A 22753-nucleotide genomic window follows, 5' to 3' on the forward strand; every position below is an offset into this window, starting at 1 on the left:
CCGCGAGCCCGCGGCTCTCACGCGTCGCGCATCGACCGGGGCTCGGGTGTGCGCCGGGACCACCCGAACCGTTCGGCGCCGACCGTGTAGCACTCGCGCAGCGCCTTGCTCGACCACGGCAGGCCCAGCGCCGGATGCACCTCGGCGTAGTTACGCAGTCGCAGGTCCACCGGATCCATGCGCAGCGCGTACGCCAGCTCGTCCAGCGCCGATTCCAGTGCGAAGTTGCCCTGCGCCTCGGCAGGTGCCCGCATCGAGACGGGGGGCGGGACGTTCGCCCGCACCTGCTGGTCCCTGGTGATCACGTTGGGACACGCGTAGGCGGTGGCCGAGCCTGCCGCGCACGGTTCGTAGTCGTCGTCCTCGGCGCCGAGCAGCGACCGGCTGCGGTGTTCGAGCGCCAGGAGGCGGCCGTCGGCGGTGGCGCCGAGCCGTACCCGCTGCACCCCCTTGGGTCGATGCCCGATCGAGGTGAACATCTGCGGGCGGGTCAGCACCAGCTTGACCGGCCGACCAAGGTCCCGCGCCGCGTGCACGGTCAGGATGACGTGTGGCCAGGCCCGCAGGCCGGCCCCGAACCCGCCGCCCAGGAACGGGCTGAGCACCCGCACCGACGCCTCCGGTACGTCGAAGATCAGCGCGAGGGTCTCTCGCACCATCGACGGCCACTGCGTCGCGTCGTGCACGGTGAGCCGGTCGCCGTCCCACTCGGCCAGGGTGGCGAACAGGCCGAGCGGGTTGTTCGTGTTGTCCGGCGTCGTGTAGACGGCCTCGACCGTCGCATCCGCGGCGGCCATCCCGGCCTCGACGTCGCCCCGTCCGCTGTCCTGGCCCCACGGGTTGTCGTCGGTGACTGCCCGCGGATCGTCCAGATCCAACACCGGTTCCGTGGACGCGTACTCGACGCTGACCAGGCGCGCCGCCGCGGCGGCCTGCTCACGGGTCTCCGCGACGACGAGTGCCACGTGCTAGCCGTGATGCAGAATGCGATCGTCCTGGATCGGGGCAAGCGGCGACGCCCCGAGCAGGGTCAGCGGTCCCCGCTCCAGCCGCGGCACATTCAGGTGGGTGAACACCTTGAGCACGCCCGGCGCCGCCTCCGCGGCGACGGTGTCGATCTCGACGATCCGGCCGGCCGCGACCGTCGGATTTCGACAGGCCGGGCCAGGCGCACTGTCGAGGAGACGCAGATACGGCGGCCGCACTTGCCCACCCATGGCGGGCGCCAGCGTCCGCGCCTCCGTGTGACTGCGGCCAAAGCGCACGAACTGGCTCGGACGGAAACGCGCCCGGGAGCATCGCACCCCGTTCGAAGTGAGCGTCAATCGGCTGCACCCCATTGCCCGCGGCCAGACGATGCAGTTGCCGATGCGGGTGGCGCTGCGCGACTACCGGCACGAGGCCGTCGAGGGCTTCTCGGCCGGTTGCTCCGCGTCGTCGTGCTGCCGGGCGGGGCGCAACGCAAGACCTGGTTGCTGCCCAGCCGTTGGCAACAGGCCGCAGCCGCGACACCCTGCTTGGCTGTGATCCAGGCAGGTCGCGGTCCCGCTGGACGTCAAGATGCTTCCGGCCGTCGTGGAGACCCTGCGCTACCGCTCTCGTAGGCCGTCACGGGGACTCGAGGGGCAGTGCGACCTGCACCATCGTGCCTTCGCCGCTCGGACTGTCCAGCGAGATCCAGCCACCGAGCGCCTCGACCCGGTCCTTGAGCCCGACCAGGCCGGACCCGTGGCCGAAGCCCGCGCCGCCCCGTCCATCGTCACATATCCGGATCCACAACACGCCGTCGCGGGCGGCGACCTCCACGCCGGCGGCGGAGGCGTTGGCGTGCTTCGCGATGTTGGTCAGCGCCTCGGAGACCACGTAGTAGGCAGCGGTCTCGATCGGTTCGGGCAGCCGATCAGCCGACGGGACGTCCAGGTGGACAGGTACGGCAGACCGTCGGGCCAGCGCCCTCAGCGCCGGGCGGACGCCGCCGTTGGTGAGGACGGCGGGATGGATGCCGCGGGCTACCTCGCGCACCTCGTCGAGCATGTCGTCGAGCTCGTCGGCCACCTCGTCGAGCTGGGCGTGCAGCTCGCCCGCCTCCGCCGGCACCGCGGCCTGCACGGTGCCGCGCAGGTGCAGCGCGAGGGAGACCAGCCGCTGCTGGACTCCGTCGTGGAGATCGCGTTCGATCTTGCGGCGAGCGTCGTCCGCGGCCTTCGCGATCCGCGCGCGGGAGGCCTCGACCTCACCGAGCCGCAGCCGCTCCGAGACATCGTGGAATGCGACAACCGCCCCGCGTCCGTCCGCGAGGTCGATCGGTGCGGACGAGTACGAGACGACGACCTGCGTCCCGTCCTTGCGCACCACCGTGTCCCGCTCGATGTGCACCGCCTCTCCGGTGAGACGGGGACGCAGCAGCGGGCACTCCGCGACAGGAAACGGAGAGCCGTCCGGGCGGAGATAGTGCACCGTGTCGTGGCTGACCCGGCCGAGCAGCTCCCGCTCGTCGGCGTAGCCGAGGAGCTTCAGAGCAGCAGGATTCAGGAAGAGGATGCGTCCTGCCCCATCGACCACGTACAGGGCGTCCGCGACCGACGCGACAGCTCTGACGAGGGTGTCGGCGTCCCAGTGCCAGCCCACGAACGCGGCCACACCGGACATCCTCGCCTGCTCACACCCGCGACGTCTACCTGGCTGACACTGTTCGAGAGTCGATGAACTCCATGCTGATCTGACATGTCGACCTCGTGATCGACGGACTGGGCTGCCCGCAGGTAGCGTCGTGCACGACAGGTGCCGCCGCCGGACTGCTGCGCGTCCCCCAGCCGCACGAGAGCTTCAGAGCCAAAGGACCGCCCGCGGGTCCATCTGACAGTCGATGTGAAGCTCGCCGTCGACAAAACTCGAAGCCACCCCGCTCGGCAGCGGGTTCATTGACAGCAGGTTCATCGACCTGCCGGTCGACGGGCGCGCCACGGGCTGACACGACCTTCGTCGTACAGACCGAGCAGTTGCGGCCGGGCGTTCTGCTCGGCCGGGTGCCCGCAGCTGGCGAAGCTCCCTCACCGACAGCCAGCCTGCCGGGCTCATCGCGGTATCGGCGGGTCTTCGCGCTCGGCGTCGAGGGTCCGGATCGAGGACATCTCCCGCCTGGTCGGGCACAGCGGCACCGCGGTCACCGAGCGGGTCTACCGCCATCAGCTGCAGGCCGTGCTCGACGAGGGCACCACCGCGATGGACGCCCTGTTCCCCCACAACGAGCCCGACAGTCACTCACATAGTCATTGAGCAAGAAACCATGATCGAGAACAAAGCGCCACCCGGCTTCAGCCCGAGGCGACGGGCGATCCCGTCAGCGCAGCCTTTCCGCAGGTAGAAATGCTGATGGGCGGCTCCCCCGACGAAAGGGAACCGCCCATCATGCCGTCGGGACGACAGGATTTGAACCTGCGACCCCTTGACCCCCAGTACGTGCGGCCCACTATCCGTGCACGTCACAGGCGCTCATCTGGACGCAAGACGCTCGCGTCGGCTCCGCACGCGCAGGTTCGCGGACAACGTGCAGTCCCCGCTGGTCCCCGACTTTCCTCGAAGCCACGACCGGTCGCGGAAACAGTCTCCAGTCCCGAGTGGTTCGCTCAACTGCGTCCAGCCTCCGCCCGGACGCTTTGACAAGCGGTTCGAGCACCCGACCAACAGTTCCGAACGTGGCCTTCGCGCCGAGTTCCTCAGCACTCGACGACGTTGAGAGCGAGGCCGCCCCGGGCCGTCTCCTTGTACTTGTCCTTCATGTCAGCCCCCGTCTCACGCATTGTCTTTATCGCCTTGTCCAGGGAGACGTAGTGACTGCCGTCACCGCGTACGGCTAATCGAGCAGCGGTGATTGCCTTGATAGATGCAATGGCGTTTCGCTCTATGCAGGGGATCTGCACGAGGCCGCCGACGGGGTCGCAGGTGAGTCCCAGGTTGTGCTCGATACCGATCTCGGCGGCGTTCTCGACCTGCTGCGGAGTGCCTCCGAGAACCTCGGCGAGCCCTCCGGCGGCCATCGAGCAGGCTGAGCCCACCTCACCCTGGCAGCCGACCTCGGCACCGGAGATCGAGGCGTTTTCCTTGAACAGCAGCGCGACCGCCGCAGCGGTGAGCAGAAAGCGGACCACGCCGTCTTCGGAGTAGGAGCCCACGAAGTCGCGGTAGTAGTGCAGGACGGCGGGAACGATGCCAGCGGCTCCGTTTGTGGGCGCGGTGACCACGCGGCCACCGGACGCGTTCTCCTCGTTCACGGCCAGCGCGTAGAGGGTGACCCAGTCCATCGCCCGCAGCGGGTCGTGCTCGTCGCCGCAGGCTTCCAGGTTCCCCCGCAGGGTGGCCGCCCGGCGCCGGACCCGCAGCCCGCCCGGCAGCACCCCGGTCGCCTGGGTGCCGCGCTCCACGCACTCCTGCATCACCGACCAGATATCCAGCAGCCCCGATCGGACATCATCCTCGCTGCGCCACGACACCTCGTTGGCCAGCATGATCTCGCTGATGCTCAGCCCGGTCTCCCGCGCGCGCTGCAGAAGCTGCCCAGCGGTGGTGAACGGGTATCGTACGGGCGTCGACTTCTCAACGATGACGGGACGGCCCGCCTCGTCCTGGTCGAGAACAAACCCACCACCGACCGAGTAGTACTCGCGTTCCAGGAGCGTCCGCCCGTCACCGTCCATTGCGGCAAAAAGCATTCCGTTGGTGTGGAATGGGAGCCGCTTGCGCCGGTGCAGGACGACGTCGGCGCCGACGGCGAAGGCGATGTTGTGCTTTCCGCCCAACCGCAGTGCTCCGTTGGCGCGCACGACCGCGACCCGCGGCTCGGCGGCCGTGGGGTCGATGCAGTCCGGTTGCTCGCCTTCGAGGCCGAGCACAACGGCCTTCACGGTTCCATGCCCATGCCCGGTGGCACCAAGCGAGCCGAACATCTCCGCCCGAACCCGAGCGGTGTGGGCGAGCAGGCCGTCGGATTCCAGGCGAGTGACGAACGAGTGCGCGGCCCGCATCGGTCCGACCGTGTGGGAGCTTGATGGCCCGATGCCGACCTTGTACAGGTCGAATGCGCTGATGGTCATGTCTGCCTTCCCCGAAGGAGCCAGGTTGGTGCCCGGAGCGGACTACGGTGGTTCCTCGTGGTGCTCGACGGCGGCCAGCACCGCCAGCACGTCGCGGGTGGCGGCGACGTCGTGGACGCGGAAGACGCTCGCGCCGCGCTGGGCGGCGATCATGGCGGCTGCCACCGAACCGGTCGACCGTTCTTCCACGGGACGCCCGGTGACTGCACCGATCATTCCCTTGCGGGACAGTCCGACCATGACGCGGACGCCGAGTTCCACCAGTTCGTGCAGCTCCCTGAGGAGCCGCAGATTGTGATCGAGGGTCTTGCCGAACCCGAATCCGGGATCTACCACGAGTTGCCCGCGCTCCATGCCGACGCGCTCGCAGGCCCGTAGCCGCTCGGCGAGGAACTGTTGGACATCGGCGACGACATCGTCGTATACGGGGTGGTACTGCATGCGGTCCGGCTCACCCAGCATGTGCATCAGGCAGACAGGTAAATCGAGCTCAGCGGCCGCCGCGAGGGCGCCGGGCAGACGCAGTGCCCGCACGTCGTTGATCATGGTTGCTCCAGCCCGTGCCGCTTCCCGCATCACCTCCGGCCGGGACGTATCCACCGACAGCGGGACAGCGACGGACCGGGACAGCGACTCGATGACCGGAACCACACGGGCCAGTTCGTCCTCGACGGTCGGCGGCCGGGCACCCGGTCGGGTCGACTCGCCTCCGACATCGATCAGGTCAGCTCCCTCGGCCGCGATTCGGCGGCCGTGCTCCACCGCTGCGGCTTGATCGGTGTAGCGGCCGCCGTCGTAGAAGGAATCGGGGGTGACGTTGAGAATCCCGCACACGAGAGCGCGCGACGAGGCGAGCACCGCAGCCGCCGGAGTGGACGCCGCAGCGCGGGTCGAGGGGGGCCCGGTAGCCGGCAGGGGCAGCCGGCCGCGTCCGTCGCGGTCCACACGCTCGGACTGGTTGCCGCGCAGCCCCAGCTCCGTGCGGCCCGCGCTGCCGATCACCTGTCCGGCCATCGGTGTTCATCGCTTTCTGCCGCCGCGCCTGGCTTCGAGGCGGGCGAGGGGATGCGGAACGGTGAGCAGGAGACGTAGTCGGGGCCGACGTGGTGGAGGTAGTAAATCCCGAGGTAGATCGAGAAGGGCCGGACCGGGTCACTGTCGACCGACGTCATCGCCAGGTCTCCTTCAGCATCGGGTAGAGGGGGTGGGCGGCCGCCACCGCCGCTACGCGGTCGCGCAACGCATCGAGCGCGCGCTCGCCGGTCGACGGACGTAGCGCCTCGGCGACGATGTCGGCGACCATCGCGAACGCGGGCGCATCGAGGCCCCGCGCGGCGAGCGCCGGTGTCCCGATCCGGACACCGGAACTGACCATCGGCGGCCGGGGGTCGAAGGGCACGGCGTTGCGGTTGACGGTGATGCCCACCCGCTCCAGGCGGTCCTCGGCCTGCTTGCCGTCAAGCTCCGAGGCCCGCAGGTCGACCAGGACCAGGTGCACGTCGGTCCCGCCGCTGACCACGCCGATGCCGGCCGCACGAGAGTCCTGAGCGAGCAGGCGGTCGGCGAGCAGCCTGGCGCCCTCGATCGTCCGCAACTGACGGTCGCGGAACGCGTCACCCGCGGCGAGCTTGAACGCCACGGCCTTGGCAGCGATCACGTGCTCGAGGGGGCCGCCCTGCTGCCCTGGGAAGACATTCGAATTGAGCTTCTTGCGCAGATCCGGCTCACACTCCGTGGCCAGGATGACCCCTCCGCGCGGCCCGCCGAGCGTCTTGTGCGTGGTGGAGGTGACGACGTGGGCATAGGGCAGCGGCGACGGGTGCAGACCTGCGGCAATGAGCCCGGCGAAGTGCGCCATGTCCACCATCAGATAGGCGCCGACCTCATCGGCTATCCGGCGGAAGGCGGCGAAGTCGAGGTGGCGCGGATAAGCCGACCACCCTGCGATGATCACCCTGGGCCGCTGTTCGCGGGCCAGTCGTCCCACCTCGTCCATGTCCACGAGGTGGTCGTCCTCCCGGACGTGATACGCCGCGGCCCGGTACAGCTGGCCCGAGAAGTTCAATCGCATGCCGTGCGTGAGGTGACCGCCGTGCGCGAGGTCGAGGCCGAGGATGGTGTCGCCGGGGTGTAGGAGCGCGGCCATGGTGGCAGCGTTCGCCTGAGCACCCGAGTGCGGCTGCACGTTCGCGTAGTCGGCACCGAACAACGCCTTGAGGCGGTCGATCGCCAGCTGCTCGATGACGTCGATGTGTTCGCAGCCGCCGTAGTAGCGACGCCCCGGGTAGCCCTCGGCGTACTTGTTGGTCAGGACCGAACCTTGGGCCTGCATGACGGCGAGCGGAGCGAAGTTCTCGCTCGCGATCATCTCCAGGCCTGACTCCTGGCGCGCCAGCTCTGCCGAGATCGCCGTGTGCACCTCAGGATCTGTCTCGGCAAGGCCCCGGCTCAACACCGGGTCAGCCCCGCCGCGTAGCTCGGTCGTCTGCACGGCCATGACTCTCACCCGTCCCTTCTCGGGAGTTTCGCGATCCGGATCTTGTTCGCGCCCGTGACCCGATCCGGTGGTCACCTCGGGCTACCAGCGGGTGAGCAGCAGGGCTCGCTGGGGGCGGTCGATGCGGCGGGCCCGGCCGGCGCCGGCCGGCAGAACCTTCATCGGGGCGTCGGTCCACTACGCGTGTCCGACGTGGATCGAGCTGCTGGTGACCCACCGTGGTGCTCGCCGGGCACCAACACCCCGCCGGTGGCGTACGCCCTCGAGTTGGCCGCGAGCTGGCACCGCTCGGCGGTGGCGAAGTTCTGCTCGCAACCCGGTGGATTCGATGGGTGTCGATGCGACGAGACGCCTTGGCCGTAGCGCGGCGAGAGAGGCTCCGTCGACGGTGCGGTGTTCCACATTATGCAACCAATCGCGATCAGCGCAACGCGATGGTATGTTTGTGCTGGGGCCGTGTCAAGGCTCGTGCTCGGTCGCTGTGGCTGGGTATTCGACCCGGAAGGTGGCGAACAGTGCCGTGAGCAGTGGCAGCGAGTCCGGGCCGTCGCAGGTCCAGTCGGTGGATCGGGCTATCGCGGTCTTGCATCTGCTCGCGCAGCGGGGGGGTGCGAGGGTCACCGAGGTGGCCGCCGAGCTCGGCGTGCACAAGTCGACGGCTTTCCGAGTGATCGCCGCGCTCGAGAACGGAAGCCTCGTCGAACAGGACGGCGAGCGGGGCAGGTACCGCCTCGGACGTGGCGTCCTCCGGCTGGCGGCGGCGACGGCCGCACAACTGGAGTTGCCGACCGAGAGTCGGTCCGTGTGCCGGCGCCTGGCCACGGAACTGGGCGAGGCGGTCGACGTCGCGATCCTCGATAGCGGCGAGGCGACGAGCATCCTGCAGGAGTACGCGCCGTCGGCGATCACCGGTCGCAACTGGCTCGGGCAGCGCACTCCGCTACACGCGACCGCGAGCGGTAAGGTGCTCCTGGCCTGCACGGACGCTGTGACCCTGAAGAAGATTCTGGCTTCTCAGCTGCATCGCTACACCTCGCACACCGTTACGAAGCCGACATCACTGAAGGCGGAGCTGGCGAAAGTGCGTGAGCAGGGTTGGGCCTCCACGGCCGAGGAGCTCGAGATCGGCCTCAACGCCATCGCCGCCCCGATCCGCGGCGGGACCGGGGAGGTGGTTGCTGCGGTCGGAGTGTCCGGGCCCGCCTACCGGCTCATAGCCGAGTCCTTTCCCGCCGTGGCTGTACACCTCGTCGAGGGCGCCAGGGAAATAAGCGCCCGGCTCGGTCACTTCGGGTAGGGGCCTTTGCAGTCGCAGTAGCGGCCCAAGCGTTCGATGCCGCTGACGGCGGCCACCTCGTGCACCCGTCACGGGCACGACGCCCGGTTGAGCCGTATCACCGGCTCGTTGCGCGCCGGGTCGTCCACGCTCGGGACCACACCGAAGGACCCAGCGCGACGACGGGCCGCGGCCCGGAACCCGGGACAGGCCCAGCACGACGAGCCACGCGCACGGCAACCCCAGTGACGGAGCATCACCAGTCGGCCGTGTCGGTCAAGTGCGTGTGCGTACTTCGTCGGGCCCGCGCGCCTTGCTTACCCGCCCCTGTCGGCCAGGTCGACGCGCAACACGGCTGTCGGGTCGTTCTCCTGCGCTGGACCCGCCGGTTACTTCGCGCCGTCCCTGGATCTGGAAGCGGACGCCCCATCCGGGTGCGGTTTGACTGGGAGGTAGAAGCGGTCGCCGTAGTTCTGCGTGCCGAACTCGACGGCCTGCTCGACGGCGGTGGTGCAGCGGTGCGTCCGGCGCATCAGTGGGTCGTTGCGCAGGTCCTTCGTCAATGCCACGCACATCAGGACCATGACGATCACGAACGGTGCCGCCATGATGATGGTGATGTTCTGAATGCCGGACAACGCGTCGTTCCCGCCGACCAGCAGCATGATCGTCGCGATGGCGCCGAGCACGGCGCCCCAGAACACGACGATGCCGCGCGAGGGATGGATGGTGCCGCCCTGCGACAGCGTGCCCATGACTACGGATGCCGCGTCGGCGCCCGACACGAAGAAAATCGCAACCAGTGTCATGGCGACGATGCCGAGCAGACCGCCGAGGGGCAGGGTGTCGAGTAGCCCGAAGAGTTGGCCCTCGATGGACTGCGACGCGAGGTCGATGCCGCCTCGCTGGGCGGCGATCGCCGCGCCGCCGAAGACCGCGAACCAGAGCAGGCTCACCGTGCTCGGGATGAGAACGACGCCCGCGACGAACTGGCGGATCGTGCGGCCGCGGCTGATGCGCGCGATGAACATGCCCACGAACGGCGTCCACGAGATCCACCAGGCCCAGTAGAAGACCGTCCAGCCGGATAGCCATTCGGCTGTGGCGTCACCGCCGGTCGCCGCGGTGCGGGCGGCCATCTGGGCAAGGTTGCCGAAGTAGTCTCCGATCATCGTGGGTAGGAGGTTGAGGATGAACACGGTCGGTCCGCCTACGAACACGACGATCGTGAGCACCGCGGCCAGCACCATGTTGATGTTCGAAAGCCATTGGATGCCTTTGGCCACCCCGGTGACGGCGGAGGCCAAGAAGGCGATAGTCAGCACCACGATGATCGCGACGAGCAGCCCGGTGCCGACCGAGGCCATGAACCCGCCCGCCACCAGGCCGCCGCCGATCTGCAGCGCCCCGAGCCCGAGCGAGGCGGCTGAGCCGAACAACGTCGCGAAGATCGCCAGGATGTCGACGGCGCGCCCGAACGCGCCGCTGGAGCCCCGCCGGCCGAACAGCGGCGCAAACGCGGAGCTGATCAGCTGGCAGCGCCCGCGTCGGAAGGTGCTGTAGGCGATAGCCAGGCCGACGACGGCATAGATCGCCCACGGGTGCACCGTCCAGTGGAACAGCGTGGTCGCCATCGCGACATCCAGCGCCTCCGGTGTTCCGGGCTGCGCCGTCCCGGGCGGGGGCGAGACGAAGTGCGCCAGGGGCTCGCCGACGCCGTAGAACATCAGGCCGATCCCCATCCCGGCGCTGAACATCATCGCGATCCAGGAGACGGTGCGAAATTCCGGCGGCTCGTTCTCGCGGCCCAGCGGGATCCGGCCGTACTTGCTGAACGCCAGCCACAGCGCGAACACGACAAAGCCGCTTGCGGCGAGCACGAAGGCCCAGCCGCAACCGGTCATCAACCCGCCGAGCACGGTGCTCGCGACCCTGCTCAGCGACTCGGTGCGGAGCGTGCCCCAGGCGATGAACGCGATGACGAGCACGGCGGCCACACTGAAGATCACTCGGTCGACTGGGTAATGCTCCTCAGCCGAGGCGGCGAGCGACGGTGGCTCGAACGGTGGCGGAACCCCAGCGTCGGCGTGCTCGTGGTGGTGGGGTAAAACCATGACAGCAGCCTCCTCGCGACGTACAGGTCGGACGGTCGGGTCGTGGGCTGAAGTGAGCTTCGTCTCGCGCTGCACGGGGAATCTGGCGTCGTCCTCGGAAGCGAACCGGGCCGCTGGCGGTCGTCAGCACAAAACTGCATTGGAGTGTGCCGGTAACGCCGATTGCAGCTGGACAGGTGAAGGCAGACGGCATACATGTCAGTGCCCCCGGCGCAATCCCCTTCACCGGGTGCGGCACCTCCGCGCTGGCCGCCGGATTCACGTGGTAGCCGTGCTCGTACGTACGCCATCCCAATCACCGGTGTCCGCCGACCCCGAGCGCGATCTTCTCGACGTCGTGCGCGGCGTCGATGACGATCCCCTCGTTGGCGTCGCCGACGATCCACATGTTGAGGTCGACGTCCCACGGGCCACTGTCGAGGGAGAAACGACGATCGCTGCCTTGAGACCCAGCGATCGGCAGGTGGCCGCGACCTCCGTCCGATGAAGCCGGCCCCGGTGGCGGGGGCCACGTGCTCGGCACCATCGGTCAGCTCGGCACGGAGAACGTCCGCATGCTCCACGGTGCGCAAGGCGTGCACGCCCAGCAGCCCGTCGGCGGCCGGCAGCCGGCGCGGTACGCCACCGGTAGCAATGACGACTCCGTCGGCGCTGAACGACGGCAGTTTCGGCAGATTAGTCATCATCTGCCGCGTGGGCCTGCGCGAACTCGGGCAGCACCGCCACCCGGCCAACGTCCTGGAAGAGCGCCGGCTGCAGGAGCGTGAATCGCGGCGGTCCTCGAACTTCGCAGCCTGCTCATGGGCCTGCTGCCAGGATTCAGGCGGTGGCGGACCGCGCGACGCCACCCCCGTGGCCCGCCGAGATGATGTTGGACAGCGCCTCGCGCAACTCATCACAGCGCAGGTCAATACCCGCCCCCCAGCCACAGGGCGCCTCACCGGAGAGGTGTCCTTCGGCTTGTACGACGTGCCGTGCAGCAAAGAGCAAGGCATGAAGACGCTGATCATCATCCGCCACGTCCTTGTGCGGGAGTGTCAGTATGCCACCGACATCGCTGTCGCAGGTTCCACGACGTGAAACCCGCGGTGGCCCGACCGACGAACGGCCGCGGGTAAGCCCGATCGGGACGACTTGTGCCTGGCATTCAGAACTCGTGTGCCGGTGTCCGAGTCGTTGATCCTCCTCGGCCAAGACGCCTCGGCAGCAGCGACTGATCGACGACCGGCTACTCGCGGAATCGGGTCAGGAGAGGTTGACGATGTTGCCCTCGGCGTCGATGTCGATCTGGTGGGCGTTCGGGTGCGCGCCGAGGCCGGGCATCGTGCGCATGTCGCCGCAGATCGGGTAGATGAAGCCTGCGCCGACCGAGGCGCGCACCTCGCGCACCGGCAGGCGCCAGGCGGTGGGCGCCCCTTTGAGCGACGCGTCGGAGGACAGCGAGAGGTGCGTTTTGGCGATGCAGACCGGGAGGTCGCCGAATCCGTTGTGCTCGTAGACAGCAAGCTGGCGGGCTGCGGCGGGGTGGTAGTCGACGCCGTCGGCGCCGTAGACCTTCGTGGCGATCGTCTCGATCTTCTCCGTGAGCGACGCCGAGTCCGGGTAGAGGAACCGGAAGTCCGACGGCTCGTCCGCGGCCTCGGCCACCGCCTCGGCGAGCTCCCGCGCCCCGCGCCCGCCCTCGGCGAAGTGGGTGCACACGGCGACCCGCGCGCCCATCTCCGCCGCGATCTCCGCAATTGCCGCGTGCTCGGACGGGTGGTCGTCCGGGAACGCGTTGATCGCCACCACCGGCGATACCCCGTGCAGCCTGATGTTCTCGATCTGCTTGCGCAGGTTGGCCCCGCCGATGTGCACCTCGTCCGGGTTCTCGATAAGCAGGCCCTCGGGCAGCGGCCTGCCTGCGATGATCTTGTGATGCCCGGAGTGCGCCTTGAGCGCGCGGACGGTCGCGACGACGACGGCGGCGTCCGGGGTGAGGCCCGACGCCCGGCACTTGATGTTGAAGAACCGCTCGGCACCCATGTCGGCGCCGAAGCCTGCCTCGGTGACGAGGAAGTCACCCCCGTGGATCCCGATGAGGTCGGCGACCACCGAAGAGTTGCCGTGCGCGATATTGCCGAACGGGCCCGCGTGCACGAGCACGGGAGTGTTCTCGAGGGTCTGCATGAGGTTGGGCTTCAACGCATCGCGCATGATCACCGTCATCGCGCCCGCGCCGCCGATGTCCTCCGCCGTCACCGGCTTGCCGTCCTCGGTGTAGCCGACGACGATCCGGCCGAAGCGCGTCCGCATCTCCTGCAGCGACGACGCGAGTGCGAAGATCGCCATCACCTCGCTGGCCGCGGTGATGTCGAACGCGGTCTGCCGGGGGATGCCATCCATGCGGCTGCCCAGTCCGACGATCACGTTGCGCAGCGCGCGGTCGTTGACGTCGAGCACCCGGCGCCAGGTGATGTTGTGATGGTCGAGACCGGCATCGTTGCCCTGGTAGAGGTGGTTGTCCAGGATCGCCGTGAGCAGGTTGTGCGCCGCGGTCACTGCGTGGAAGTCGCCGGTGAGGTGCAGGTTGAGGATCTCCATGGGCACAACCTGGCTGTAGCCACCGCCCGCGGCCCCGCCCTTGATCCCGAACGTCGGACCCATCGACGGCTGGCGGATGGCCACGGTGGCCCGTCGACCGATGTGCGCCATTGCCTGGCCGAGCCCGACGGTCGTGGTGGTCTTCCCCTCACCCAGCGGCGTCGGTGTCACCGCGGAGACCACGACGTACTTGGCCCGCGGCCGGTCGGCCAGCTCGGCGATCGCCTTGAGCTTGATCTTGGCGACGTTCTCGCCGTACGCCTCGAGCAGGTGTGGCCCGATGCCCATCCCATCGGCGATGTCACCGAGCGGCTTGAGCAACGCAGATCGGGCGATCCGGAGGTCGGGTGGGAAGGACATCAGGCGCTCCTGCTCGATCTCGGGGTGTGGCGGGTGCGCAGGCCCGTCGCCCACTCTGCGGTCGGGACCAGCGACCCGAACGGGAAGAAGTGCACGGCATGGATGAGGCTTCCGGGATCGGCGGCCACGGCGGCCGCCACGTCCAGCAGGGTCTTGTCGGGGTGGTAGGCCGATGTGGTGGCGAGCTTGAAGAGACCGCCGGTCTGTTGGCGCAGCACCTTCAGTGAGGGGCCCACCCCGCAGGACAGGCCGAACCGCAGCAGGTTGGTCGGCGAGGCGAGCCCGGGCAGGCCGACGCGGATGGGAAGCTCGTTGCCCGCCTCGCGGATCCGCCGTTCCCACGCGATGATCGGCTCCGGGGCGAAGCAGAACTGGGTGACCAGATGGACGTCGAGCCCGCGCTCGCGCGCGATCCTGTTCTTGGTGGCCAACGCGCGTGCCAGCTCGTCGTCGGCGACGTCCGGGTGCCCCTCGGGGTGGCCCGCGACGCCGATGCGGCGGATCCCGGCCTCCTCCAGGCATCCCGAGTCGAGGATCTGGGCCGACTCGTGGAACTCCCCGACGGGGTCCACCCCGCCGGCGACGACCAGCAGGTCCGCGACACCGACGACGGCGAGGTCGGCCAACATGCGGCGCAGGGAGTCGTCGTCGGGCACCGCACGGGCCGCGAGGTGCGGCACAGGCCGCATCCCGGCGTCCGCCACCCAGCGGGCGGCCGCCACCGTCTGCTGCCACCGGTTGCGCGGCAGGAACGTGAGGTATACGGCCGTGCCCGGGTCCAGGACGTCCGACAGCGGCGGCAACTTCGACGCCTCCCGTGGCGTGATCTCCACGCTGAACGGGTGCAGCAACCCGCGCAGCGCCGCATTGACGGCCGTCTCCGAGGGTGTGGTCATCGCATCCTCCCCAAGGCCTGTTTCGCCCGGTCAGCCGCGCCGTCGCCGGATCTCGGCGTTGATCGCGGGCACGACCTCGGCCATGTCGCCGATGACGACGTAAGTCGCCTTGGTGACCATGGGCGCGTTCTCGTCCGTGTTGATCGACAGGATGGTCTTGGAGCTCGAGCAGCCCGCCCAGTGCTGGATGGCGCCGCTGATCCCGCACGGGATGTAGAGCTCAGGAGAGATCCGGCTGCCCGTCTGCCCGATCTGCTCGTGGTGGGGGCGCCAGCCCAGGCTGGTCACCACCCGGGAGACGCCGAGCGCGCCGTCGAGCAGCTCCGCCAGCTCGATCACGCCGTCGAACCCGCCCGCGCCACCGGCGCCGCGCCCGGCGCCCACGACGACGCGGGCCGAGGTCAGCGCCCCCGACTTGTCCGGCTCGGCGGACTCGGTCGCCACGACCCGCGCCAGCAGGTCGGCCGCGGCCACCTCGAGGTAGTTCTCGCGCAGCGTGGCGGGGCCGGGTTCGGCGGCTTCTGCCGCCTCGACGGCGTGCCCGGCGACGGTGAGCACCGCGGGCTGCTCGGACAGAAGCATCTCCTCGAGCACGGCGCCACCGAGCACCTGCCGGGTGACCTGCATGGGCGCCGTTGCGCTGACGCCGACGACGTTGGCCGCCATCGCCACACCGAGCCGGGCGGCCACATGGGCCAGCACCTCCATGCCGCGCGGAGTGCCTGCCGCGAGCACGGCGTCTGCGCCCGTGGCCGAGGTGACGGCCTGCACGGCCGCGGCCCAGGCCGCCCCGGCGTAGGCCGAGAAGGCGTCGCCGATGACGTGGTGCACCTCGCTCACTCCGTACGCGCCGAGCTGGTCGACGAGCTTCTCCGGTCGCGCGCCGACGACGACGGCGCCCACCGGCCCACCTGCCCCTGCAGCGAGGGCGCGCGCGAACGTGACAGTCTCCAGCGACACCTCGGTCGCGCCGTCCGCGTCGGTCTCCACGAACACGAGGATCATCGGGTCACCCCCAGGCGCTGCAGCAGGTCGACCACGGCGGGCGCCGCGCCCGACCCTTCGCCGAGCACCTCGACGCTGCTCGGCTGGGCGGGCGGCAATGTGAGCCGCACGCGCCCGGAGCCGCGCGGCGCACCCCGCGGCGATACGGTCTCGATGGTCGTCTTCTTCGCCTTCATTCGGCCGGTGATCGTCGGGTAGCGCGGCTCGACGCCACCCTCCAGCACCGTGACGACCGCAGGCAGGGGGACCACGGAGGTCTCCACACCGTCGATGCCGTCGCCGCGCGCGGTCGCGACGCCGTCGCCGACCTCGACCGTCCGCACGCCGTTGACCACCGGTCGGCCCAGCTCGTAGGCGAGCCGGATGCCGACCTGGAAGTCGCCGGTGTCGGCGGCGTCGTTGCCGAGCAGGATCAGGTCGTAGGTGTGGCCCTCCGCGGCGTGCGCGTTGACGACCGCCGCGATCTCCCGGGACACGTCCGCGGGCCCGAACCCGACCGGGTCGGTTTCGATCAACACCGCCGCCGAGCAGCCGACGCCGAGCGCCGATCGCAGTTGCTCGACGGCCGCGTCGCTCCCCAGCGACAGCACGGTCGCGGTGCCGCCGCCTGCCGAGGCGACCCGCACCGCCAGCTCGACGGCGCAGTTCTCGTGAGCACTGACGGTGAACCCGACGAACCGGGCGTCGACGGCCTGCTCGTCGGCCGTCAGCAGCACCTCGCCCGCGGTGTCGGGCACCCGTTTGATGCAGACCAGCACGTTCGTCATGACGGTCAGCCCTTGATCCGCTCGTTTGCCGGGTCGAACAGCGGCGTGGCGTCGTTCGCCCGGACGGTCACCGGGTAGAGCTCCTCCATGTAGGAGACGGCGAGCGCGTTGCCCACCACGGCCTGGTCCGGCGGCAGGTAGGCCATCAGCAGGTGCTTACCCAGAGACGGGGCCGATCCGGCCGAGGTGACATACGGGTGGTGGCCGTGGCCGTCGATGAGTACGCCGCCGTCGCGGGTGAGGATCGGCTCGCCGCCGAGCATGTACCGCCTGCCGCCGCCCGCGGAGGTGTGGTCGTCCACGGTGAGCGTGCACAGCACCGCCGCCGGCTCGGCGGCCCGCTGCGCGAGGTAGGGCTCACGCCCGACGAAGTCCGCGTTCTTGACCTTCGGCCGGGCCGTCCCCGCCTCGACGATCGTCCGCTCGCCGTCGAGCTCGAACCCGAAGGCCCGGTACCCCTTCTCGAGCCGGCCTGTGGTGCCGTAGACGCCGATGCCGACCGGGACGACCCCGTCGGACCTCCCCACCTCGTGCAGGAGGTTCCACACCCGCGCGCCCTGCTCCATCGGGACGTAGAGCTCCCAGCCCAGCTCGCCGACGTACGAGATCCGCGAGGCGAGCACCCCGAGGCTGCCGAGCTCGATGCCCCGGCAGGTGAGGAACGGGAAGCCGGTGTGGCTGATGTCGTCGTCGGTGAGGCGGCCGAGGATGTCACGGGCCTTCGGGCCCCAGAGCCCGATCGTGGTGAACGCCGAGGTCTGGTCCACCACCTGGGCGCCGGGTGGAAGATGATCGACGAACCACTTCATGTCGGCCATGCCGTGGAGGCCGCCGGTGACCACGCGGTAGCGGTCGTGCGCGAGACGCATCACCGTGAGATCCGACCGGAACCCGCCCTTCGCGTCGAGCACCGGGGTGTAGATCACGCGGCCCTCTGCCACGTCGGCCTGGGCCACGACCGTCCCCTGCACCGCCTGGGCGGCGGCGGGCCCGACGACGTCGAAGATGGCAAAGGCTGACAGGTCCACCACCCCGGCGCGCTCGCGCATCGCGAGGTGCTCGGCGTTGATGATCGGCGACCACCAGCGCGAGTCCCACTCGTGCTCTCTCGGCATGACGGCGTCGCCGTACTCGCCGAGCACGGCCTCGTTGGACGCGTACCACATCGGCCGTTCCCAGCCGACGGTCTCGAAGAACACCGCGCCCGCCTCGCGCTCGGCGGCGTGCATCGGGGCCAGCCGCTTGCCGCGCTCGTGCGCCCACTGCTCGGACGGGTGCACGATGCCGTAGGTCTTGTTGAAGCTCTCGTTCGTCCGCGAGCGCACGTGCGCGCGGGTGCGCTGGTGCGGATAGAAGCGCGCGATGTCCGAGTGGTGCACGTCGATCTCGGAGTGCCCGTGGGTCATCCACTCCGCGACCGCGCGCCCGACGCCGGGGCCTTCCTTGATCCACACCGCCGCAGCCGACCAGAGACCCTTGACCTCCGGCGTCTCACCGAGAATCGGGGCGCCGTCGGGGGTCAGCGAGAGCAGGCCGTTGATGGCGTAACGGATCTCGGCGCCCTCGGCGCCCAGCGCGTCCGGCATCAGCTCGAGCGCTCGCTCCAGCTGCGGGTCGAAGTCGTCGGCCGTGAACGGCAGCTCGGTCGGGGAGAGCCTCGCCTGCTCGATGGACGGGATGTCCTGCGGGTCGTGCAGTATCGGTCGGTGGGCGTAGGAGCCGACCTCCATGTCGGCACCGTGCTGGCGCTCGTAGCAGAACGTGTCCATATCCCGGACGATCGGGAACGAGATCTCGCCCGGACGCTCGGCCAGCTGCGGGATCGGCCCCACCGAGATCATCTGGTGCACGGCGGGGGTGAGCGGGATCGCCGCGCCCGCCATCCGCGCGAGCTTCGGGCTCCACACCCCACAGGCGATCACCACGGTCTCTGCCTCGATGTCGCCGCCCGTCGTACGCACCCGCCAGATGCGCCCCTGCTCCACATCCATGCCGAGCACCTCGACGGTCGAGACGACCGTGAGCGCGCCCAGCGCCATCGCGGACTCACGCATCAGCGTGCCCGCCCGCAGCGAGTCGACCACGCCGACCGACGGCGTCCACAAGGCGCCGAGGATCCGGTCCTTGTCCAGGAACGGGATGCGCGCCACGACGTGGTCCGGTGTCACCAGCTCGGTCTCGATCCCCCACGCCCGCGCCGACGACATGCGCCGACGCAGCTCCTCCATCCGCTCCTCGGTGCGGGCGACCTCGTAGCCACCGGACTCGGTGAACACGCCCAGCTCCTTGTATTGGCGCATCGAGTCGAGCGTGAGGTCGGCCAGCTCACGGGAGTGGTCGACGGGGAAGATGAAGTTCGAAGCGTGGCCTGTGGAACCGCCCGGGTTGGGCAGCGGGCCCTTGTCGATCTGGACGATGTCCCGCCAGCCGAGCCGCGCGAGATGGTGCACCAGGCTGTTGCCGACGATGCCTGCGCCGATCACCACCACCCGTGCACCGGCCGGGGTGCTGACCATGCACCTCTCCCTCCCGTGTGCCGGGACGCCAACGCGTGGCGGCCCGTGTGACGTCCTCGTCTTGATCGAGGCCTAGGACGAACCGGCTACCGCACCGGACCGCGTCGTCCCCGACCTTCTGCCCTGGCTGCCCGAACAGCCCCGGCGTCGCGCGCCGCGCCGAACCACACGCCGATCTCCCGGACCAGCCGCCGCTGCCCCCGTCGAGGTTCGGCGGCCGGCCATGACTGTGCGGAACATGCGCGCGCTCCTCCCCTCTTGACGTGGTCCTCGACCAGCGTCACCCTAACCTCAACCAACGGAACACTGGTTCCATGTTATGGAACATTGGGGTGGATCAATGTCGACGCAGCTGGGAAGCCAGGCCGTCGAGCGCGCGAGCGCTCTGCTCAGCCTCATCGTGGAGTCCGCAGCGCCCCGCACCTTCAGCTCACTGGTCGATGAGCTCGGGTTGGCGAAGTCCACCACCTCGCGGCTGTTGCAGGCCCTCGAGCGCAGCCGGTTGGTGCATCGCGACCGGGCCGGGGCGTTCCGGCCGGGCGCGCTGTTCTTGGTGCACGCCGCCCGGCCCAACGCGCTGCACGATCTCTCCGAGCTCGCACGGCCAACCATGGAACGCCTGTCCGAGCTCTCCCGGGAGACGGTGAACCTCGCGGTGCCCCGCGGCAAGCAGGTCGTGCAGATCGACCAGGTCGAAAGCCGGTACCTGATCGGGGCCACGAGCTGGGTCGGCGTCGACGTGCCCGCGCACTGCACGGCGCTGGGCAAGGTGCTCTACGCCCACGGCGCGCTGCAACTCCCGGAGGGCAACCTGGAGCGCCGCACACCACACTCGCCGGTCGACCGCGGTCAGTTCGACCACGCCCTGGTCGAGGTGCGTCGCCGCGGCTGGGCGGCCTCGCTCGACGAACTGGAGCTCGGCCTGGCTGCGGTCGGCGCCCCGGTGCGCGCCGTCGACGGCACCGTCGTCGCGGCCGTATCGGTCTCCGGGCCCACGAGCCGCGTCAACGACTACGGCATCACCAAGCTCGGCGATCTGCTGGTGGCTGAGCTCCGCGGCCTGTCGGCGTTGCTGGGCCATCAACCCGGCCGGAAGGAAGGCGTGGCGTGAACCGCGACGACATCGTGCGGAGCTCTCTGACGAGAGCCTGGTCGGCAACGCGCCCCCCGCGTGCTCGAACCGACCCGCGAGGGCCTCGGCGCGGGTCCGGCGCCGGGACAACGCTGTTCGACGCGCTGATCCCGTCGCTGGAGCAGGTCGGCGCCGCGTTGAGCGCGGGGGTTTTCGTGATCGATCTCGCCGTGCAGGTATCGCCGGAGAAGGTGGTCGAGAAGATCCTCGAGCACGAGCCCGACATCGTCGGCTTCTCCGCGTTCATGCCGATGTTCAAGGCCGACATCGACGTGCTGCAGAAGGCGGGCCTGCGCGATCAGGTGATTGTCATGGTCGCGGCCGACGCCGCGATCGGATGTGGCGGGTTCCATGATGTGGAACCCATTGAGCACTTTACGGAATCGGAGTAGCTTCCGCGCCGCGGAAATCCGCTGATGCACGAGTGATGGAGCCGCAGAGATGTCGAACGACGCTGCCTTCGCTGTGGATGCTGCCGTTTTGGCGCATCCCAACCACCCTTCGGTCGACCAGTCGGACCGCAAGGTCCCGATCAACCTCCGTCAGACAGGCCCGACCCCGGTCGAACTGCTGATCTCCACCCGGATCCGCAAGTCGCCCTACTGGCACCTGTCCATGGCCGCGGGCTGCTGGCGGGCCGAGGTGTACAACCGGGTCTACCACCCGCGCGGCTACGTCAAGCCCGACGACGGCGGGGCCATGGTCGAGTACGACGCTCTGGTCAACCACGTCACCATGTGGAACGTCGCGGTCGAACGACAGATCCAGGTCAAGGGCCCGGACGCCGCGGCGTTCGTCAACTTCGTGATCACCCGCGACGCCACCAGGATCCCGGTGATGCGCGCCCGTTACGTGATCCTGTGCAACGCGGCGGGCGGCATCCTCAACGACCCGGTGCTGCTGCGGGTCGCCGAAGACGAGTATTGGTTCAGCTTGTCCGACTCGGATCTTCAGCTGTGGCTGCAGGGCGTGAACGTGGGTAAGCGGTTCGACGTGCGGATCGCCGAGATCGACGTGGCGCCGGTGCAGATCCAAGGGCCCAAGTCGCTAGATGTGATGGTCGACCTGTTCGGACCCGAACTGGCCGATTTGCCCTCCTACGGGCTGATGGAAGCCACCGTGGCCGGCCACCCGGTGATCATCTCCCAGACCGGGTTCACCGGGGAGAAGGGCTATGAGATCTACCTGCGCGACGCCACGCTGCACGCCGAGGACATGTGGAACGCCGTCCTGAAGGCCGGCAAGGCGCACAACCTGCAGGTGATCGCGCCTGCCCACCACCGCCGGGTGGCCGCGGGCATCCTGTCCTGGGGCCAGGACATGGACAACGAGACCCTGCCGTTCCAGGTCAATCTCGGCTACCAGGTGCCGCGAACGAAGGAGGCCGACTACATCGGCAAGGCAGCGCTGGAGCGTGCCCGGCAGCAGATCGAGGCGGGCAACCCGCCGTTCCAGCTGGTCATGGCTGGGTTGCGGCTGGGCGGCAGACCGATCGACGAGTACGCCCCGGACTTCTGGCTGATCCGCGAGACCCCGGACGGCGAGGCGGTCGGCTTCCTGACCTCGCCGTGGTGGTCACCCGAGTTGGAGACGAACATCGCCCTCGGCTACGTGCCGGTCAGACTGTCCACGATCGACACCAAGCTATTGGTCAGCCTGCCCGATCAGTTCGCCGAAATTCCCGGTGTGCCTGTCGAAGCCACCGTGGTTGAGGTGCCGTTCCGGCCCTCGCTCAACCCGAACCAACGTGAACTGCTGAAGAAGCACGGCCTCGACGCCGCAGTCTGAGCCACCGACGGCAGTCGGCGCGCGGCCTATAAACCGACCCCGCGCGTCCTCCCTGCGCAGCTCGGTGACGTTCAGCGCGACCGCGTATCCGAACGTGGGGGAAGGATTCGGATCATCGGGTCCAGCTCGGCGTCACAGGTCGCGCCCCCACCGCCCGGCCTGGCGGCACCACTGCGCGGCCGCCTCCAGCTGGCCGGCGGTGAGCGCGATCTGAGGGTGCGCGAGCTCGCGTTACCGGCCGCGCCATATCGGCACCGGCCAGCGCATTCAGCCGATCCACCGCGGCCGCGGCGGAATCCAGCCGCCCGGCCCGCAGCCCGACCGGAAAGGGCTGATCCCTTGACCACGCCCCATCCGCCCCGTCGCGGCCGCAACACCCCGCACCGTCAGGGGTCCTGAACCGGCCCAGACCGATACCCAACCGAGCCGAACTGCACCGCAACCCTGGAGCAGACCGTGATCCCATTTCGCGGTCGACGACGCCGTGCTCCAGATTTGCTCCAGCCGACCGTGCACCGACGACGGCGATGCCCGCCGCCCAGATCATCAAACATGCGACGCAAGATCGCCCACACAGCCGTTTCAGCAGGTAGAAATGCTGATGGGCGGCTCCCCCGACGAAAGGGAACCTCCCATCATGCCGTCGGGACGACAGTGTCTGAGTTCAGGACATCGTTCACACCTGTCGCGCGACATCGTGCACACCCGAGGACAAGGGGTGCACGATGG

The 22753-nt window shown here is 69.3% G+C and carries 18 protein-coding genes; 5 read left to right on the plus strand and 13 right to left on the minus strand.

What is annotated here, in order from left to right; genetic code table 11:
- Positions 1 to 17: 17 nt before the first annotated feature.
- From AC5L35_RS34030 to glyA, 7 genes are all read right to left on the minus strand, one after another.
- On the minus strand, positions 18 to 965 hold the full coding sequence (locus AC5L35_RS34030) for a xanthine dehydrogenase family protein molybdopterin-binding subunit (RefSeq protein ID WP_495063855.1): 948 nt from the start codon (positions 963 to 965) through the stop codon (positions 18 to 20).
- A 3-nt stretch (positions 966 to 968) separates the two neighbouring features.
- Positions 969 to 1325 (minus strand): hypothetical protein, encoded by a 357-nt coding sequence (locus AC5L35_RS34035; RefSeq protein ID WP_495063856.1) that lies wholly within the window; start codon positions 1323 to 1325, stop codon positions 969 to 971.
- Positions 1326 to 1608: 283 nt separating this feature from the next.
- Complete coding sequence (locus tag AC5L35_RS34040) at positions 1609 to 2640, minus strand: PAS domain-containing sensor histidine kinase (protein ID WP_495063857.1); 1032 nt, start codon at positions 2638 to 2640, stop codon at positions 1609 to 1611.
- A 1076-nt stretch (positions 2641 to 3716) separates the two neighbouring features.
- Positions 3717 to 5090 (minus strand): L-serine ammonia-lyase, encoded by a 1374-nt coding sequence (locus AC5L35_RS34045; RefSeq protein ID WP_495063858.1) that lies wholly within the window; start codon positions 5088 to 5090, stop codon positions 3717 to 3719.
- A 42-nt stretch (positions 5091 to 5132) separates the two neighbouring features.
- A complete protein-coding gene (gene folP / locus AC5L35_RS34050; RefSeq protein WP_495063859.1) occupies positions 5133 to 6104 on the minus strand; it encodes a dihydropteroate synthase in 972 nt (323 codons plus the stop codon).
- Positions 6089 to 6262: a hypothetical protein gene (locus AC5L35_RS34055; protein WP_495063860.1), complete on the minus strand. Its 174-nt coding sequence runs from the start codon at positions 6260 to 6262 to the stop codon at positions 6089 to 6091. Before AC5L35_RS34055 ends, folP begins: the two co-directional genes overlap by 16 nt.
- The gene (gene glyA, locus AC5L35_RS34060) at positions 6259 to 7581 is read right to left on the minus strand and encodes a serine hydroxymethyltransferase (protein WP_495063861.1); all 1323 of its coding nucleotides are present in this window, start codon (positions 7579 to 7581) and stop codon (positions 6259 to 6261) included. The genes AC5L35_RS34055 and glyA overlap by 4 nt, the downstream gene beginning before the upstream one ends.
- A 568-nt stretch (positions 7582 to 8149) precedes the next feature.
- Here glyA and AC5L35_RS34065 point away from each other — a divergent pair.
- On the plus strand, positions 8150 to 8884 hold the full coding sequence (locus tag AC5L35_RS34065) for an IclR family transcriptional regulator (RefSeq protein ID WP_495063875.1): 735 nt from the start codon (positions 8150 to 8152) through the stop codon (positions 8882 to 8884).
- 368 nt (positions 8885 to 9252) lie between these two features.
- On the opposite strand, the gene AC5L35_RS34070 is transcribed toward AC5L35_RS34065, so the two are convergent.
- Positions 9253 to 10977 (minus strand): BCCT family transporter, encoded by a 1725-nt coding sequence (locus tag AC5L35_RS34070; RefSeq protein WP_495063862.1) that lies wholly within the window; start codon positions 10975 to 10977, stop codon positions 9253 to 9255.
- A gap of 633 nt (positions 10978 to 11610) precedes the next feature.
- On the opposite strand from AC5L35_RS34070, the gene AC5L35_RS34075 reads away from it, so the two are divergent.
- Positions 11611 to 12057: a hypothetical protein gene (locus AC5L35_RS34075; RefSeq protein WP_495063863.1), complete on the plus strand. Its 447-nt coding sequence runs from the start codon at positions 11611 to 11613 to the stop codon at positions 12055 to 12057.
- Positions 12058 to 12222: 165 nt separating this feature from the next.
- On the opposite strand, the gene AC5L35_RS34080 is transcribed toward AC5L35_RS34075, so the two are convergent.
- Genes AC5L35_RS34080 through AC5L35_RS34100 form a run of 5 tightly spaced genes read right to left on the minus strand, consistent with a single transcriptional unit; the run spans position 12223 to position 19104 of the window.
- Positions 12223 to 13920 carry a formate--tetrahydrofolate ligase gene (locus tag AC5L35_RS34080; protein WP_495063864.1) on the minus strand — a complete coding sequence of 566 codons (1698 nt, stop codon included), beginning with the start codon at positions 13918 to 13920 and terminating at the stop codon, positions 12223 to 12225.
- Complete coding sequence (locus AC5L35_RS34085) at positions 13920 to 14816, minus strand: methylenetetrahydrofolate reductase (RefSeq protein ID WP_495063865.1); 897 nt, start codon at positions 14814 to 14816, stop codon at positions 13920 to 13922. Before AC5L35_RS34085 ends, AC5L35_RS34080 begins: the two co-directional genes overlap by 1 nt.
- Before the next feature lie 30 nt (positions 14817 to 14846).
- Complete coding sequence (locus AC5L35_RS34090; protein WP_495063866.1) at positions 14847 to 15821, minus strand: electron transfer flavoprotein subunit alpha/FixB family protein; 975 nt, start codon at positions 15819 to 15821, stop codon at positions 14847 to 14849.
- Positions 15818 to 16588 (minus strand): electron transfer flavoprotein subunit beta/FixA family protein, encoded by a 771-nt coding sequence (locus AC5L35_RS34095; RefSeq protein ID WP_495063867.1) that lies wholly within the window; start codon positions 16586 to 16588, stop codon positions 15818 to 15820. The genes AC5L35_RS34090 and AC5L35_RS34095 overlap by 4 nt, the downstream gene beginning before the upstream one ends.
- Before the next feature lie 5 nt (positions 16589 to 16593).
- The gene (locus AC5L35_RS34100) at positions 16594 to 19104 is read right to left on the minus strand and encodes a GcvT family protein (RefSeq protein ID WP_495063868.1); all 2511 of its coding nucleotides are present in this window, start codon (positions 19102 to 19104) and stop codon (positions 16594 to 16596) included.
- 340 nt (positions 19105 to 19444) lie between these two features.
- Here AC5L35_RS34100 and AC5L35_RS34105 point away from each other — a divergent pair, with 340 nt between their 5' ends.
- Genes AC5L35_RS34105 through AC5L35_RS34115 form a run of 3 tightly spaced genes read left to right on the plus strand, consistent with a single transcriptional unit; the run spans position 19445 to position 22024 of the window.
- Positions 19445 to 20215 carry an IclR family transcriptional regulator gene (locus AC5L35_RS34105; protein ID WP_495063869.1) on the plus strand — a complete coding sequence of 257 codons (771 nt, stop codon included), beginning with the start codon at positions 19445 to 19447 and terminating at the stop codon, positions 20213 to 20215.
- Positions 20212 to 20628 carry a cobalamin-dependent protein gene (locus AC5L35_RS34110; protein WP_495063870.1) on the plus strand — a complete coding sequence of 139 codons (417 nt, stop codon included), beginning with the start codon at positions 20212 to 20214 and terminating at the stop codon, positions 20626 to 20628. Before AC5L35_RS34105 ends, AC5L35_RS34110 begins: the two co-directional genes overlap by 4 nt.
- Before the next feature lie 49 nt (positions 20629 to 20677).
- Positions 20678 to 22024, plus strand: coding sequence for a glycine cleavage T C-terminal barrel domain-containing protein (locus AC5L35_RS34115; protein ID WP_495063871.1), 1347 nt, complete (start codon positions 20678 to 20680; stop codon positions 22022 to 22024).
- Positions 22025 to 22753: the final 729 nt, after the last annotated feature.

The sequence above is a fragment of the Pseudonocardia sp. OZ21 genome, from assembly GCF_059359135.1.